General features: G+C 73.8%; 10 protein-coding genes. 8 read left to right on the top strand and 2 right to left on the bottom strand.

Annotation, left to right across the window (positions count from 1 at the left end):
- Positions 1-6: 6 nt before the first annotated feature.
- From ACZLMO_RS03045 to ACZLMO_RS03020, 6 genes are all read left to right on the top strand, one after another.
- Positions 7-1,302: a nucleotide sugar dehydrogenase gene (locus ACZLMO_RS03045; protein WP_463652797.1), complete on the top strand. Its 1,296-nt coding sequence runs from the start codon at positions 7-9 to the stop codon at positions 1,300-1,302.
- Positions 1,303-3,357, top strand: coding sequence for a DUF6541 family protein (locus ACZLMO_RS03040; RefSeq protein ID WP_463652796.1), 2,055 nt, complete (start codon positions 1,303-1,305; stop codon positions 3,355-3,357).
- A 125-nt stretch (positions 3,358-3,482) separates the two neighbouring features.
- Positions 3,483-5,789: a DUF6541 family protein gene (locus tag ACZLMO_RS03035; protein WP_463652795.1), complete on the top strand. Its 2,307-nt coding sequence runs from the start codon at positions 3,483-3,485 to the stop codon at positions 5,787-5,789.
- Positions 5,786-8,080: a DUF6541 family protein gene (locus tag ACZLMO_RS03030; RefSeq protein WP_463652794.1), complete on the top strand. Its 2,295-nt coding sequence runs from the start codon at positions 5,786-5,788 to the stop codon at positions 8,078-8,080. Before ACZLMO_RS03035 ends, ACZLMO_RS03030 begins: the two co-directional genes overlap by 4 nt.
- Positions 8,081-8,161: 81 nt before the next feature.
- A complete protein-coding gene (gene galE / locus ACZLMO_RS03025) occupies positions 8,162-9,151 on the top strand; it encodes a UDP-glucose 4-epimerase GalE (protein ID WP_463652793.1) in 990 nt (329 codons plus the stop codon).
- On the top strand, positions 9,148-10,008 hold the full coding sequence (locus ACZLMO_RS03020) for a glycosyltransferase family 2 protein (RefSeq protein WP_463652792.1): 861 nt from the start codon (positions 9,148-9,150) through the stop codon (positions 10,006-10,008). The genes galE and ACZLMO_RS03020 overlap by 4 nt, the downstream gene beginning before the upstream one ends.
- A gap of 21 nt (positions 10,009-10,029) precedes the next feature.
- Here ACZLMO_RS03020 and rfbB read toward each other — a convergent pair whose 3' ends face one another.
- Positions 10,030-11,022 carry a dTDP-glucose 4,6-dehydratase gene (rfbB, locus tag ACZLMO_RS03015; protein WP_463652791.1) on the bottom strand — a complete coding sequence of 331 codons (993 nt, stop codon included), beginning with the start codon at positions 11,020-11,022 and terminating at the stop codon, positions 10,030-10,032.
- Between the two features lie 28 nt (positions 11,023-11,050).
- Positions 11,051-12,373, bottom strand: coding sequence for a UDP-glucose dehydrogenase family protein (locus ACZLMO_RS03010; protein WP_425714609.1), 1,323 nt, complete (start codon positions 12,371-12,373; stop codon positions 11,051-11,053).
- A 121-nt stretch (positions 12,374-12,494) separates the two neighbouring features.
- Here ACZLMO_RS03010 and ACZLMO_RS03005 point away from each other — a divergent pair, with 121 nt between their 5' ends.
- Together ACZLMO_RS03005 and ACZLMO_RS03000 are read left to right on the top strand one after the other, a co-directional pair.
- Positions 12,495-14,660, top strand: coding sequence for an N-acetylmuramoyl-L-alanine amidase (locus ACZLMO_RS03005; RefSeq protein ID WP_463652790.1), 2,166 nt, complete (start codon positions 12,495-12,497; stop codon positions 14,658-14,660).
- A gap of 548 nt (positions 14,661-15,208) precedes the next feature.
- Positions 15,209-16,402: a C40 family peptidase gene (locus ACZLMO_RS03000; protein WP_425714607.1), complete on the top strand. Its 1,194-nt coding sequence runs from the start codon at positions 15,209-15,211 to the stop codon at positions 16,400-16,402.
- The last annotated feature ends 10 nt before the right edge of the window (positions 16,403-16,412 follow it).

Here is a 16,412-nt window from a genome sequence, read left to right as displayed (position 1 = left end):
ACACTCATGCGCATCGCCGTCGTCGCCCTGGGAAAGATCGGACTGCCGCTCGCCGTGCAGTTCGCGGACGCCGGGCACGAGGTGATCGGCGTCGACATCAATGCGGCGACGGTCGACTCGGTGAACGCCGCCACGGAGCCCTTCCCGGGCGAGGCCCACCTCCAGGAGAAGCTGACCGAGCTCGTCCCGGCCGGCCGCCTGCGCGCCACCACCGACTACGCCGAGGCGATCCCCGGCGCCGACGCGATCGTCCTCGTGGTCCCGCTGTTCGTCGACGACGCCACGTGGGACCCGGACTTCGACTGGATGGACGCCGCCACGCGCTCGCTCGCCGAGCACCTGACGCCGGGCGCGCTCATCTCCTACGAGACGACCCTCCCGGTCGGCACCACCCGCAACCGGTGGAAGCCGCTCATCGAGGAGATCTCCGGCCTCACCGAGGGGGAGGACTTCCACCTCGTCTTCAGCCCCGAGCGCGTGCTCACCGGCCGCGTGTTCCAGGACCTGCGCCGCTACCCCAAGCTCGTCGGCGGCCTGACCGAGGAGGGCACGCGCCGGGCGATCGAGTTCTACGAGGCCGTGCTCGAGTTCGACGAGCGCCCCGACCTCGACCGCGCCAACGGCGTGTGGGACATGGGCAACGCGGAGGCCGCCGAGATGGCCAAGCTCGCCGAGACCACGTACCGGGACGTCAACATCGGCCTGGCCAACCAGTTCGCGCGCTACGCCGACACGGTCGGCATCGACGTCATGACCGTCATCGAGGCGTGCAACTCCCAGCCGTTCAGCCACATCCACCGCCCGGGCATCGCGGTCGGCGGCCACTGCATCCCGGTCTACCCGCGCCTCTACCTCTCGACCGACGCCGACGCGACGATCGTGCGCACCGCCCGCCAGCTCAACGCCTCGATGCCCGCCTACGTGGTGGGCCGGCTCGAGTCGACCCTCGGCGACCTGTCCGGCCGCCGGGTCGCCGTGCTCGGCGCGAGCTACCGCGGCGGCGTCAAGGAGACCGCGTTCTCCGGCGTCTTCGAGACCGTCACCGAGCTGCGCGCCCGCGGCGCCGAGGTGGCCGTCCACGACCCGATGTACTCCGACGCCGAGCTCGGCGAGTTCGGCTGGGCCCCATACCACCTCGGCGAGCAGGTCGACGCGGCGGTCGTCCAGGCGGACCACGCGGAGTACAAGGAGCTGACCCCGGACGACCTGCCGGGCATCCGCATCCTCGCCGACGGCCGCAACGTCACCGATCCCACCCGCTGGGCCGGTACGCCCCGGATCACGGTGGGCGGCGGCCAGTAGTTGGACCCCAGCGGAGCCCCGCTGGGAGGGATCGCCGCCACCGCGGCACTGTCCCTCCTCGCGCTGCTCGGCCCCGGCCTCGCGATCGGACACGCGTGGCTGGGGCTGCGCCGACTCACCCTCCTCGCCGCGGCGCTGCCGCTGACGGCGGGGGTGGTCGGCGTGCTCTCGATGCTCGTGCCCACCCTGGGGCTGCCCTGGGTGCCGACCGCGTGGGTCGTCCTCCTGGCCGTCACCGGAGCCGCCGTCCTCACGGGCGCCCGACGACGACGCCGCCCCGCATCGGGCGTGCCGTCCGGGGCGCCCGGCCCTGATCGGGCGGGTGCTCGCGACGCCGATCCCGACCTCGGCCGCGGCGACCGCCTCGTCACCGGACTCGCGCTCGTGGGCGGGCTCGTCGTCCTGCTCGCGGTGGTCTCCTCCGGACTGGGCGGGCTCGGACTCGGGCAGCCGATCGAGCACCGCGACGCGATATTCCACTACTCCGCCACCGCGCTCGTCACCTCCGGCGACGGCAGCCCGTTCCCGCTCGGCGGTCTCGACGCCCTCTTCCCTGGCGAGTCCGGCGTCTACTACCCGTCGCTGTGGCACGGGCTCGCGGCGCTGCCGGCGTTCGCGTCGGACGTCGTCGTCGCGTCCCACGTCGTCGTCGCCGTCGTGGCCTGGTGCTTCCTCGTCGGCGTGGCCGCGCTCGCCCGGGCCGCGGCGCCGCGCGTGCCGTACGCCGCCGGGCTGTCCGTCGTCGTGGCGTCGGCCGCGGTGGCCTTCCCGTACTACTCGATGTACTTCCACGGCCAGTGGCCGTGGGCGCTCTCGCTCGTCCTCACCCTCCCGGTCCTCGTCCTCGGGCTGCGGTGCGCCGCCCGTCCCAGGGACGTGCGGGCCTGGGTGGCGGTCGGCGTCGCGGGGCTCGGGGCGGTGCTCGCCCACGGCTCGGCGCCCGCCGTCGTCGTCGTGGCCGCCACCGCGTGGGGCATGGCGCTCCTCGCCCGCGGCATCGCGCGCGGACCCGCGGGCCACCGGGTGGGCTCGGGGCTCGCCGTGCTCGCGCTGCCGATGCTCGTGGGCGCCCTGGCGTGGATCGCGGTGACGACGATCCCGCTGCTGTCGTCGATGGGTGACTTCGAGCGGATCTCGATCGACCAGCTCGGCGAGGTGACCCAGACGCTGCAGTACGCGGTCCCGGTGCCCCCGCTCACCGGGGTCCAGGACCCGGCCTGGGTGCTCACGGCGCTCGCCGCGCTCGGGCTGCTCGTCCTCGTCCAGCACGTGCGCGGCCGCTGGATCCTCGCGACCGCGGTGCTCCTGCTCGTCCTGCGCGTCCTCGCGGCCGGGCCGGACGGGCCACTGCGCGACCTCACGGCGCTCTGGTACAAGGACTACGACCGGCTCGAGGCGCTCCTCGTGGCCCCGATGGCGGTCATCGCCGGGGCCGGCGGTGCCGGCGTGGTCGCGCTCGCCGTCCGGCTCGTGCGGCGCCGGGCTGAGGCGGGGGAGCGGGACACCGGCCTCGCCGCGGCCGGCAACGCCGCCGGCAGCACCCTCGCCGTGGCGGCGGTGTCCCTCGTGGCGGTCACCGCCGCGATCGTCCTCGGCACCGGCGGGCTGCACGCCTCCGTGTCCGCCGAGACCGTGCGCCAGGGGCCCCGCCAGGCCGTCCCGGACCGGCCCTACTCGATGCACGTGGGCGAGGCCGAGTGGCTGCGGTCGCTCGCCGGCGAGCTGCCCGAGGACGCCCGCGTGCTCGGCGCCCCCGCGAGCGGCGCCGTCCTCGCCCCGGCGCTCGCCGGCTGGGACGTCGTGCCCCGTCCCCTGTACCCCGCGGCGGACGACCCGGCCGACCAGCTCCTCTACGACCTCCAGCATCTGGGCCAGGACCCTGACGTGTGCGACCGGATCACCGAGCTCGGCATCACGCACGTCTACCTCGACACCCCGGGGCACCGGCTCCTCGGCTGGAGCTACCCGGACCAGGCCGACGTGCCCGCCGACACGCTGCGCACCGTCGCCGCGCACGAGGACGCGCGCCTCATGGAGATCGCCGTCTGCGGGTGACGGGCTCGCCGTTGCGGGGTGACTCGTGACCTCGGGGGGCGTGGTGTGAGCAAGGCGACCGGAGCGGGCCGCGACGCGACCGGGCCCACGCCCCACAATGGCGAGGCCGATCGAGAAGGAGAGCGATGACCTGGGCGCAGTTCGTCCTGCCGACGACCCTCATGCTCGTGACGTCGATCGTCCCGGGAGCGCTCATGCTCGCGGCGGTCGGCGTGCGCGGGCTCATCGCCGTCGGCGGCGGCGCCGTCCTCACGATCTCCGCGGCGGGCGGGCTCGGCATCATCTACGACCTCGTCGGGGTCCCGTACACGACATTCACGCAGCTGTTCGGCCTGCTCGTCTGCGTCGGCCTGGCCGCCGCGATCGGGCACGGCCTCGGCACCGCGCCGTGGGTGACGGGGCCGCGCGCGAGGGAGATCGTCCAGCCCGTGCCGCTCGGCCGGACCGCGACCGCCGTGCTCGTGGCCATGGTGCTGGTCGGCACGATCGTCCACTGCGTGAGCCTCGCCCGCGGCATGGTCGCCCCCGGGCAGCCCGTCCAGACCTGGGACGGCGTCTTCCACCTCGGCGCGATCCGCACGATCGCGGAGACCGGCAACGCCTCCGTGCTCGGCGGCCTCGCCCCGATGTACGACGAGCTCGAGAGCCCCTTCTACCCCGCCGTGTGGCACGGGTTCGTCGCCGTCTCGCCCGGGTTCGACCTCCCGTCGACGGCGGCCAACGCCTCCTCGTTCGTCATGGGTCCGATCTGGCTGATCTCGAGCGCCGCGCTCGCCCGGGCCGTCTGGCCGCAGCGCCCCCTCGCCGCCGTCGCGGCCCCGCTGGTCGCCGCCTCGTTCGTCACCACGCCCGGCGTCCTCCTCGGTGTGGTCTCGCTGCTGCCCTACGGCGCGGCGCACGTCGGCATGCCCGGGCTGCTCGCACTCGTCGCCCTCGCCCTGCGCCAGCTCCCGCACGCCGCGCCGACGGTCGCTCTCGCCGTCCCGTCCCTCGTGGGGTTCATCGGGGTCGGCCTCACGCACGGGTCCGCGGCCTTCACGATGATGTTGCTTGCCGGGCCGCTCGTGGCCGTCGGCATCTACCGGGCGTCGCGCCACGCGTGGGACGCCGGCCACCGGCAGCCGGTGTACGTCACGCTCGGGGTGCTCGCGGCGCTGCTCGTCGCCGGAATCGTCGCCCTGGCCAACTTCCCCGTGCTCGACATGGTCACCGGCTTCGAGCGCGGCGGTCAGGAGACCTACTGGGGGCCGCTGGGGCAGGTGCTCATCGACAACCCCATGGTCTACAGCTACGACTGGCGGCAGTCCGTGGGCCAGATTGTCGTCACCGCGCTGACGGTGGTGGGGCTCGCCGTCACCTTCACCCTGCGCTCGGGACGGTGGGTCGCGCTCGGCTGGGTGTGCGCCGTCGTCCTCACCGTCATCACCGCCGGCCCCGAGGACGGGGCCCTGCGCGTGATCGCCGGCCCCTGGTACACCCAGCCCAGCCGGGTGGTCGTGCTCGTCGGGATCATGGCCGTGCCGCTCGCCGCGCTCGGCGCCTCCGCCGCGGCCCGCTCGCTCGCGGACCTCTGGGCGACCGTGACGGGGCGGGGCGCGACGACCGAGGTCGAGGAGCCGCGGTTCGTCGATGGCGCCGTCCCCGGCCATGCCGACGCCGACCGCAGGTACACCAGCCGCGCGGAGGTCGAACGTGCGTACTCCGAGCGCGTGGAGGGCGAACGTACGTCCGGCGAGCGCGTGAGGTCCGAACGCGCTGACGCCGAGCACGCGGACCCCTACGCCTCGCCACGGCAGGCGGCCGCGCGCCGGCGGCCCGAGACGTCCGCGGCCACCACCACTCCCAACGACCGCGGCCGCCGGTCGGACACGCGGCCCGCGCTCGTCGCGCTGGTCGCCGTGCTCGGGGTGATCGTCCTCGTGACGAACGGGCTCCGGGCCGACCTCAAGAGCCAGGTCATCGTCAACTCCTACGTGCCCGACCGCATCGCCTGGGGCACGATGCTCAGCCAGGACGAGATCGAGCTCGTCACGCACGCGGGCGACGTGCTGCCCGACGACGCCGTCGTCATCGGCGACCCGTTCTCCGGCGCCGGCTACCTGTGGTCGATGGGCGGGGTCAACGTGCTCTACCGCCAGCTCGGCCAGTGGGACAGCGAGGAGCTGACCACCCTGGGGACCAGCTTCGACGAGATCTACACGAACCCCGAGATCTGCGAGATCGTCCGCGACCTCGGCGTCACGCACGTCTACACGGACACCGACCCGCGCGGCGCCCAGGAGGACGAGCAGAAGTACTCCTACCGGACCGAAGGCCTCGCCTACGTCCGGCCGGCCGAGGGCTTCGAGCTCGTCGCCAGCGCGGGGACCACCTCGATCTGGCGGCTCACGTACTGCGACGACCCGGCGGCCGGGACGCCCGCGGGCGGATGACCTGGGCGCAGACCCTGCCCGGGCTGGCCGCCATGACTGTGCTCATGGTGGGGCCCGGGTGGGTGATGCTGCGCCTCCTCGGGCTGCGGGGGCTGGTGGCGCTCGGTCCCGCGGCCACCCTGACCGTGGCGCTCTCGGCCGGGTGGGCGGTCGTCCTCGGCGCGCTCGGCGTGCGCTGGGGCCTGGGGACGTTCCTGCTCGGCATGCTGCTCGGCGCCGCGGCCTGCGCGGGTCTCGGCCACGTGCTGGGCACCGCGCCGTGGCGGACCGCCGGGCTGGTCGACGACGCCGCGGATGCTGCCGCCGACCTCACCGAGCGCGCCGGGCCCTCGGCCGCGGCCCCGCGAGCGGGACGGTCCGTGGCGGCTCGGCGGGCGCGGCCCCCGCGGGCCCCCGACCGCTCGACCCTGCTGTCGGCCCCCGGCGCGGTCCTCCAGCCGGCGCCGCTCGCCCGCCCCCACCTCGTGCTCGCCGTCGTCGCCGCGGCGGTCGCCACCGGCCTGTACGTCGTGGCGATGACGCGCGGCATCGGGGTGCCGGACCGGCCCAGCCAGGTGTGGGACGGCGTGTTCCACCTCAGCGCGATCCAGACCGTCCGGGAGTACGGCGACGCCTCCGCGTTCGGCGGCCTCGCGCCCCTCTACGACTACGGGTACGCGCCGTTCTACCCGACCGGCTGGCACTCGGTCGTCGCCGTCGTGCCGTTCCTCCCCTCCGTCCCGGCGGCGGTCAACGCGTCGATCGTCGTCGTCGGGCTCCTGTGGACCCTCTCCGTCGCCGGGCTCGTCCGCGCCACGTGGCCGACCCTCCCGGTGGCCGCGGCGGCGGCCCCCGTGCTCGCCCACTCCTTCCTCGCCCTGCCCGTCGGGCTCATCACGCAGATGGGGCAGTTCCCCTACACCTACGCCCACGTGCTGCTCCCGGGGTTGCTCACGCTCGTGGTCCTCGCGGTGCGTAACCTCCCGGACGTCCGGGCGACGGCCGCCCCCGCGCTGCCCGCCGCCGTCGCGGCCTTCGGGCTCGCCCTCGTCCACGGCAGCGCCTGGTTCTCCACGCTGGTGCTCACCGCGCCGCTGCTCGTGGCCACCCCGGTCGGCGCGTTCCGGCGACTGCGCCGCACCGACCGGCGGCTCCCGGTCGCCGTCGCCGTGTGGTCGGCGGCAGGGCTCGCCGTCCTCGCGTCAGTGCCCCTCCTCGCCGACGGCGTCGTCGAGTCCGTCCAGGCCTTCGAGCGCCCGGGCGACGACGGGTACGACTGGATCCTCGCCTCCCTGCTCGTCGACCGGCCGCTGCGCTCGTTCGGCGGGTACGAGCTCGGCGGGCTCGACTCCCTCGCGCAGGTCGCGATCAGCGGGCTCGCGGTGGGCGGGGCGGTGCTCGTGTGGTGGCTGCGGCGGGGACGGTGGCTCGCCGTCGGGCTCGTCGTCACCGTCACACTGACCGCGGTCTCCTGGGGGCCGGCCGACCACCCGCTGCGGTGGGCGACGGGGGTCTGGTACTCGGAGACGATGCGGCTCGACGCGCTCGTCGTCATCTGCGCCGCGCCGCTCGCCGCAGCCGCCCTCGCGGTGCTCGTGCGTGAGGGCACGGCCCTGGTTCGCGGGCTGGTCGCGGCGCGTCGGGGGCGGAGGTCGGGCGAGGGGCAGGACGGCGACGACGGGCGCGAGGCGGGTCCTTCGCGGGGCACGGGTGCCTCGCCGGCTGCGCGCCACGGGCGGGAGGCCGACGAGGCGGCAGCCGCGGCGGGGGGTCGTCGTCGTGGGATCGAGTCCGTGGTCGCGGCCGTCCTCCTCGTCGCGCTCGTGGCCGGCTCCGGCGGGCTGCGCCACACCCTGCGGACCTACCACGCGGTGGAGAGCTTCGTGCCCGGCCACCTGACGTACCGGATGCTCGCCGGCGAGGGCGAGCTCGACCTGTTCCGGCGTGCGGACGAGCTGCTGCCCGAGGACGCCGTGGTGCTCGGCGACCGGTTCCGCGGCACGCCCTACTGGTACTCGATGGGCGGCGTCGCCGTGGTCTACCCGCACCTGGCCGGGCCGCGCGGGCCGGACGGGCAGTTCCTCCTCGCGAGGTTCGACGAGATCGGCGAGAACCCCGAGGTCTGCACGGTGGTCGAGCGCCTCGGCGTCACCCATTTCTGGACGAACACCCGGGACACGGGGCCCGCGCCGTGGCACCAGATGGCGCCGCTCGGGGACCCCACCCTGTTCACCTTCCGGCCCGTGGACGGGTTCGAGCTCGTCGCCACCGGCGGGCACGGCGAGCTGTGGGAGATCACGGCCTGCGACTGAGGGTGCCTCGCCCTGCCACCGCCGGTGCTCATGGGCACGCCCCTCCCGCGCGGCGGCCCGGCGCGCGGATAACCTGCTCGCATGGCAGTCCTCATCACCGGCGGAGCCGGCTACATCGGCGGGCACGTCGTGTCCCTGCTCCGGGAGCGCGGCGACGACGTGGTCGTGGTCGACGACCTCAGCACCGGCATCGCCGAGCGGATCGACGGCGTCACGCTCGTCACGCTCGACCTCGCGGCCGAGGGGTCGGAGGAGAAGCTCGCCAAGGTGATGGAGGAGCGCAGGATCGACGCGGTCGTGCACTTCGCCGGCCGCAAGCAGGTGGGGGAGTCCGTCGAGCGACCCACCTGGTACTGGACGCAGAACGTGGGCGGCCTGCTGACCGTGGTGCGGGCGATGGAGTCCACGGGCTGCCGGCGGATCGTCTTCTCGTCGTCGGCCTCGGTGTACGGCGTCTCCGACGCCGAGCTGCTCGCCGAGACCGCGCCGACCAGCGCGCTGAGCCCGTACGGGCGCACGAAGATGGTCGGGGAGCAGATCCTCGACGACGCCGCCGCGGCCGGCACGCTCGACCCGATGTCCCTGCGGTACTTCAACGCTGCCGGCGCCGCCTCGCCGCTGCTCGGGGACACCTTCGTTCAGAACCTCATCCCCATGGTGTTCGAGCGGCTCGACGCCGGGGAGTCGCCGCGGATCTTCGGCGACGACTACCCGACCGAGGACGGCACGTGCGTGCGCGACTACGTCCATGTGGTCGACCTCGCGCGGGCGCACCTGCTCGCGCTCGGCCACCTCGCGGGGGCCGGCGAGCGGCGCGCGGCGGGGGCGCCGCCCTCGCCCACGGTCGTCAACGTGGGGACCGGCGTGGGCAGCTCCGTGCGCGAGGTGCTCGCCGAGGTCCGGGCCGTGACCGGCGACCCGGTCGAGGCCGAGGTGACCGCACGGCGCCCCGGCGACCCGCCGCGGGCGGTCGCCGACGTCACGCTCGCGCGCGACCTCCTCGGGTTCACCGCCGAGCTCGGGCTGCACGAGATGGTGGACTCGGCGTGGAAGGCCTGGCGGGCCCGGTGAACGGCACCGACGGCGCCGGGGGGCGGGCCGTCCAGGTCGTGACGATCGCGTACGACCCCGGGCCGCTGCTCGGGCGGATGGCGGAGACGCTCGAGGCGGCGACCAGCGCCGACGTCCGCCTGACGATCGTCGACAACGGCCGCGAGCACGCGGACGTCGACCGGGTCGCGGCCGAGCACGGCGCCGAGGTGGTCCGGCCGGGCGCGAACCTCGGGTACGGGACCGGCGCGAACCTCGGTGCGCGCGGGGGGACCGAGCCGTGGCTCGTCGTCGTCAACCAGGACGTCGAGTGGGAGCCCGGGGCGCTCGACGCGCTCCTCGAGGCGGGGGAGGCCCGCCCGCGGGCCGGCTCGCTCGGGCCGACCGTGCTCAACCTCGACGGGACGGTCTACGCCTCGGCGCGCGCCGTGCCGAGCCTCGTGGTGGGCGGCGCGCACGCCGTGCTCGCGCCGATCTGGCCGGGCAACCCGTTCACCGCGCGCTACCAGCAGCGCTCCGGCCTCGGGGCGGAGACCGACCGGGCGGTGGGGTGGCTGTCCGGCTCGTGCCTGCTCCTGCGGCGCGCGGCGTTCGACGAGGTCGGCGGCTTCGACGAGGGCTACTTCATGTTCTTCGAGGACACCGACCTCGGGGACCGGCTCGGCCGCGCGGGCTGGGAGAACGTCTACGTCCCCGCCGCGCGCGTGGTGCACGACCAGGGCGCCAGCTGGCGAGAGCGCCCGGCGCCGATGGTGCGGGCGCACCACCGCAGCGCCGAGCGCTACCTGCGCGGGCGGTACGACGCGTGGTGGCAGCTGCCGCTGCGCGTCGCCGTGGCCGGCGGCCTCAGGGCCCGCGCCCGCCTCCTCTCCCGCTGAGGCGCCGCGTGGGCGAAGGGGTCAGTGGCCCTGGGCCTTGTACCGCGCCTCGACGGCGGCCTTCTGCGGCCGCCACCAGCCCTCGTTCTCGCGGTACCACTCGATGGTGGCGGCGAGTCCATCCTCGAAGCCGGTGAACGCCGGCTCCCAGCCGAGCTCGGTGCGCAGCCGCGTCGAGTCGATCGCGTACCGCATGTCGTGGCCCGGGCGGTCGGTCACGTGGTCGTAGTCGCCGGCGTCGCGCCCCATGAGCTGAAGGATGAGCTCGACGACCTCCTTGTTCGACCTCTCGCCGTCCGCGCCGATGAGGTAGGTCTCGCCGGGGGTGCCCTTCTCGATGATCGTCCACACCGCCGAGTTGTGGTCGTCGACGTGGATCCAGTCGCGCACGTTCGCGCCCGCGCCGTAGAGCCGCGGGCGCACGCCGTCGATGAGGTTGGTGATCTGGCGCGGGATGAACTTCTCGACGTGCTGGAACGGCCCGTAGTTGTTCGAGCAGTTCGAGATCGTCGCCGTGATCCCGAAGGACCGCACCCAGGCGCGCACGAGCAGGTCCGAGCCGGCCTTCGAGGCCGAGTACGGGGAGGAGGGGTTGTACGGCGTCGTCTCGTGGAACCGCTCCGGGTCGTCGAGCTCGAGGTCGCCGTACACCTCGTCGGTCGAGATGTGGTGCAGCCGGACGCCGTGCCGCCGCACGGACTCGAGCAGCTGGAACGTGCCGACGAGGTTCGTCTGCACGAACGGGCTGGGGTCGTTGAGCGAGTTGTCGTTGTGCGACTCGGCGGCGAAGTGGACGACGAGGTCCGACTCCGCGACCAGCGGGTCGACCGTGTCCCGGTCGGCGATGTCGCCCGTGACCAGGCGCGTGCGCTCGACCCCCGCGAGGGACTCGGAGTGCCCCGCGTAGGTCAGCTTGTCGAGGACGGTGACGTCGGCGTCCGGGCGCTCGGCGATCGTGCGGTGGACGAAGTTGGCGCCGATGAACCCGGCGCCCCCGGTGACGAGGATCTTCATGGTCTCTCCTGGCTCGTGGGCGGTCGGGTCAGGGACGGCCGACGCCGGCGTATGTCCAGCCGGCTGCGCGCCACGCCTTCGGGTCCAGCGCGTTGCGGCCGTCGACGATCGCGCGGACGGAGACGACCTCGCCGAGCTCCTCGGGATCGAGCTCCTTGAACTGCTTCCACTCGGTGAGCAGCATGACGACGTCGGCGCCCTCGGCGGCCTCCCGCGCAGAGTCGACGACCTCGAGGCGGGTCCCGCGCTCGCGCAGCACCGGACCGGCGGCCGGGTCGGTGACCTTGACGTTCGCGCCCTCGTCGTGGATGCGGCGCGCGATGTCCAGGGCCGGGGAGTTGCGCATGTCGTCGCTGTCCGGCTTGAACGCGGCGCCGAGCACGGCGACCGACTTGCCCCGCAGGCTGCCGCCGACGATCTTCTTGGCCATGTCGACGGCGCGCAGGCGCGTGCGGTCGTTGATGAGGTCGACCTCGCGAAGGAAGGTGAGCGACTGGTCGGCGCCGAGCTCGCCTGCGCGGGCCATGAAGGCGCGGATGTCCTTGGGCAGGCAGCCGCCGCCGAAGCCGATGCCGGCGCGGAGAAACTTCTTCCCGATCCGGTCGTCGTGCCCGATGGCCTCGGCGAGGGTGGAGACGTCGGCGCCGGTGGCGTCGCACAGCTCGGCCATGGCGTTGATGAACGAGATCTTCGTGGCGAGGAACGAGTTCGCGGCGACCTTGACGAGCTCGGCGGTCGCCCAGTCCGTGACCACGAGCGGGATGTCGCGGGCGAGGAGCTGGGCGTAGGCCTCGTCGAGCGGTGCGCGGGCCTCGGCGGCCAGGGCCTCGTCCTTCGGGAGGCCGTAGACGATGCGGTCGGGGTTGATCGTGTCCTCGACGGCGAACCCCTCGCGCAGGAACTCGGGGTTCCAGACGAGCAGGCCGCCGGCCTCCTCGATCCGGGTCGACAGGCGCTCGGCCGTGCCGACGGGCACGGTCGACTTCCCGACGACGACGGGGCGCTCGCCGTCGACCGGGGAGAGGTGGGGGAGCAGGGAGTCGACGGCGGCGTCGACGTACCTGAGGTCCGCCGCGTAGCCGCCCTCGATCTGCGGGGTGCCGACGCCGATGAAGTGGAGGCGCGCGCCGGCGACGTCCGCGGGGTCGGTCGTGAACGTCAGCCGGCCGGAGTCGACCTGCTCGCGGAGCAGCTCGTCGAAGCCCGGCTCGTGGAAGGGAGCCCGCCCCTCGGAGAGCATCGCCACCTTGGTCGCGTCGACGTCGAGACCGACGACCTCGTGGCCCAGCTTGGCCATGCATGCCGCGTGAACGGCGCCCAAATAACCCGTTCCGACTACAGACATTCTCATGTCGCCACGGTACCGTCGCGCGCGGCAACCGCCATCACCCACCCCGTCCTTCCCCCGAGGTGTCGCTTTCATGTCTGCTCCGCAGCGCCCTGTCCGGATCCTTCGACGACCACGACGGGCGGTGCTCGCGTCCGCCCTGGTCACCGCCCTGAGCGTGCCGGCGATCCTGAGCCCCGCCGTCGCCGAGCCCGACGACTCGCCCACGGACGCGCCCACCGCGTCCACCGACCCCGCCGACCCGGTCGAGACCGCCTCGCAGGGCGCCGACGACTCCGGCGCCGACCTCATGACCGACTCCCCGGCGCCAGGCTCCGACCCGACGCCCCTTCAGGTCCTCGACCTCACCGACGACGCCGGCGAGCCCACTGCGTCCGGCGACGCGGGCGCGGCCGACCCGGGCCGGGTCTCCGCCAGCGCGCTGCCCGGCGCGAGCGCACCGAACGCGGTCGACGCCGAGGTGGCCGACGCCCAGGAGTCCGGCGACCTGACGATCCTCACGGAGGAGATCGACACCGAGGGCTTCAACCTCGCCGGTGTCACGTGGGCGGCGGGCGAGATGCTGCCGCAGGACGCCTCGATCTACGTCCGCACGCGCGCGGGCGGCGAGTGGTCCTCGTGGGCCGACCTCGAGCCCGAGTCGCCCGGTGACGACTCCCTGCCCGGCGGCACCGAGCCGTTCCTCACGACCGAGTCCGACGGCGTCCAGGTCCAGGTCGACCCCGGCTCCGGCGCGCTGCCCGCCGACCTGCGCCTCACGCTGGTCCCGACCGACGTCTCCGGCGCGGTCGAGCTCGCCCCGGACGGCCCCGGGACCGCTGCCGTGACGATCGACGAGCAGTCCGTGTCCGGCGCCCCGGCGACGGCCGGCTCCGGGGGAGAGGTCGAGGGGTCGGGCGACGCGCCCGTGCTCGAGGGATCGCCCGACTCCGGTTCGGCTCCTGACGCGGGCTCGACGCCCGACGCGGCTCCCGACGCCGGTTCTGTCGACGCCCAGGCCCAGCCGGACATCATCGCCTCGCGGCCGAACATCATCTCGCGCTGGTCGTGGGGGGCGAACCAGGACCACTTCTTCTGGCCGCCCGAGTACTCGGAGCTGCGCGCCGCGGTCGTCCACCACACTGCGGGGACGAACACCTACACGTACGCCGAGGCCCCCGGGGTCGTGCGGAGCATCTACTACTACCACGCACAGACGCGCGGCTGGGGGGACATCGGCTACAACTTCCTCGTCGACCGCTGGGGCCGCGTGTACGAGGGCCGCTACGGCTCGCTGTGGTCGCCGAACGAGCAGATGACGATCGGCGCGCACGCGGCGCCCGCCAACCAGAACACGGTCGGCGTCTCGATCATGGGCGACTTCACCTACGGCCCGGCGCCGCAGGCCGCCATGAACTCCGTCCGCGACGTCATCGCGTGGCGCTTCGCGCTCGCCGACGTCGACGTCGACGCCCCGACCGGCATCACCTCGCGCGGCACGAGCTTCGCCTACGCGGGCCAGCCGCTGCCGGCGATCATGGGCCACCGGGACGTCGCCTACCAGACCCGGACGATCTGCCCCGGCCCCTACGTGGCCGCGGCGCTGCCCGGGATGATGGCCGAGATCCGCGGCATGGTGGGCAACGAGTTCTACCTGTCGAACACGTGGACCACGACCGCGGAGGTCGAGTTCGAGTTCGGCGAGCGCGGCCTCGAGGTGCTGGTCGGCGACTGGACCGGCAACGGCCGGGACACGGTCGGCGTGCGGCACGGCAACACGATCGAGCTGACGAACGGGCACGACTCCGTGCCGGACATCGTCCTCAACTACGGCCGCCCCGGTGACGAGCTCCTCGTGGGGGACTGGGACCGCAACGGCACCGACACCCTCGGCGTGCGCCGCGGCAACGTGCTCTACCTGCGCAACGACATGGAGTCCGGTCCCGCGCACGTGGAGTTCGCCTACGGCCGGACCGACGACGAGCTGCTCGTGGGCGACTGGACCGGCAACGGTCGGGACACGTTCGCCGTGCGTCGCGGCAACCGGTACTTCCTGACGAACGGGCTCGCCGCGGGCCCCGCGTCGACCGTCCTCGACTACGGGCGGGCGGGCGACCAGGTCGTCGTCGGCGACTGGGACGGCAACGGGACTGACACGTTCACGGTGCGCCGGGGCAACCGGTACTTCATGCGCAACGACCTGAGGACCGGGGACGCGCACCGCGAGATCGGCTTCGGCCGCGCGGACGACCGGGTCATCGCCGGCGACTGGGACCGCAACGGCACCGACACCCTCGGCGTGGTCCGCTGACACCAGCTCCGCGCCACACCCACGGCGGTCCGGCACCTCACGAGGTGCCGGGCCGCCGTCGTGCGTGCGGCGGGTGGGTGAGGTGCACGGGTGGCGCGCGGGGTCGTTCGTCGTCGTGCGTGGACCGCGTGGACCGCGTGTACGGGGGAGCAGGTGAGGCGTGCGGGGTCGTTCGTCGTCGTGCGTGGGGCGGATCGTGGCGCACACGCCGAGACCCGTTCGTGACATTCCCTACACCCACTCACGCACCACCCGTCACAGCGGGCGCTCCTGCCCTCACGCGTCCCGTCACACGTGACGCGTTTGCCCCATCGGTCACAGTGGTGTAGGGCGAGTTCATTACTCCGAGTCGTCGTCACCGTCGCGTGACGCGCCGACACCTGCGCGTGATCTTCCTCACGAACACCACCAGTCACAGACGCATCACCGTAAGGTCACGGTCGAACATCCCCCCCATGCCGGAGCGGACCACCAGATCCGCGTCCGGACCGCAACTGCGCGGACCGCGCCCGACCCGGGCGAGGACGCCGGAACGAGGAGCGACTCTGGTGCGAACGACGACCCGGCTCACTGCCGCGACCCTGACCGTCCTCGGCGCCGCCGTGGTGACCGCCCCGCCGGCCATGTCCGCCGCGGGCGGTGACATCGGTGGCTCCGGCAGCGAGTTCCACCTGTCCAACTCCAGCTCCGGGCAGACCGCCGTGACGATGCAGTTCGGCCACCCGGACGGCAACGCCTACGTCGGCGACTTCAACGGCAACGGCGTGGACACCGTGGCCGTGCGCCGCGGCCAGGAGTTCGCGATCACGACGTCGAACACCACGAGCCCGGGTCACGAGAGCATCCGTTACGGCCGCGCCGGCGACGAGGTCTTCGTGGGCGACTGGGACGGCGACGGCGTCGACACGTTCGCGGTCCGCCGGGGCAACCAGTTCCACATCCGCAACACGGTGACCTCGGGGGTCGCCGACCAGGTCATCCACTACGGCCGCGCCGGCGACGAGGTGGTCGTGGGCGACTGGGACGGTGACGGCGTCGACACGATCGCCGTCCGCCGCGGCAACCAGTACTTCCTCAGCAACACGCTGCGCTCGGGCTACGCGGACGCCGTCGTCGACTACGGGCAGTCGGACGACCAGATCATCGTCGGCGACTGGAACGGCGACAGCGTCGACGGTCTCGGCGTGCGCCGCGACAACCAGTACCACCTGCGCAACACGCTCTCGAACGGCGTCGCGGAGCAGGTCGTCTCCTACGGCCGGACCGCCGACACGGTGATGGCCGGCGACTGGGACGGCGACCGCGTCGACACGCTCGGCGTGCGCCGCGACACGCGGGTCGTCGAGGCCCCGTCGCGCACCGAGGAGCGCGAGACGCCGCCCGCGACCGACTGGATCGGGGACGAGGTCGTCGCCACCGCGATGAGCTACGTCGGCTCGCCCTACCGCTGGGCCGGCACCACGCCCGCCGGCTGGGACTGCATCGGGTTCGCCCACTACGTCTACGCGCAGCACGGCATCGAGATCCCGCGGACCACGATGTGGGGCGCGTTCGCCAACCTCGAGCAGGTCCCGGCGTCCGAGGCGCGCCCGGGCGACCTCATCTGGTGGCCCGGCCACGTGGCGATCAACCTCGGCGACGGCCAGAACGTCGCCGCCTGGAACCCCTCGATGGGTACCCGCGTGGGACCGAACTCGTGGGTCGGCGGCGAGCCGACGTACTTCCGGGTCCTGCCCGACTGAGCCTGACCAG

The organism is Georgenia sp. G2120 (genome assembly GCF_055326485.1).
The sequence above is the reverse complement of the archived record's forward strand: the minus strand, read 5'-3'. Positions and strand labels throughout refer to the sequence as shown.

Coding starts and splice junctions, on each gene's coding strand:
- ACZLMO_RS03045 (WP_463652797.1), top strand. CDS start 7: ATGCGCATCGCCGTCGTCGCCCTGGGAAAGATCGGACTGCCGCTCGCC.
- ACZLMO_RS03035 (WP_463652795.1), top strand. CDS start 3,483: ATGACCTGGGCGCAGTTCGTCCTGCCGACGACCCTCATGCTCGTGACG.
- ACZLMO_RS03030 (WP_463652794.1), top strand. CDS start 5,786: ATGACCTGGGCGCAGACCCTGCCCGGGCTGGCCGCCATGACTGTGCTC.
- galE (WP_463652793.1), top strand. CDS start 8,162: ATGGCAGTCCTCATCACCGGCGGAGCCGGCTACATCGGCGGGCACGTC.
- rfbB (WP_463652791.1), bottom strand. CDS start 11,022: ATGAAGATCCTCGTCACCGGGGGCGCCGGGTTCATCGGCGCCAACTTC.
- ACZLMO_RS03010 (WP_425714609.1), bottom strand. CDS start 12,373: ATGAGAATGTCTGTAGTCGGAACGGGTTATTTGGGCGCCGTTCACGCG.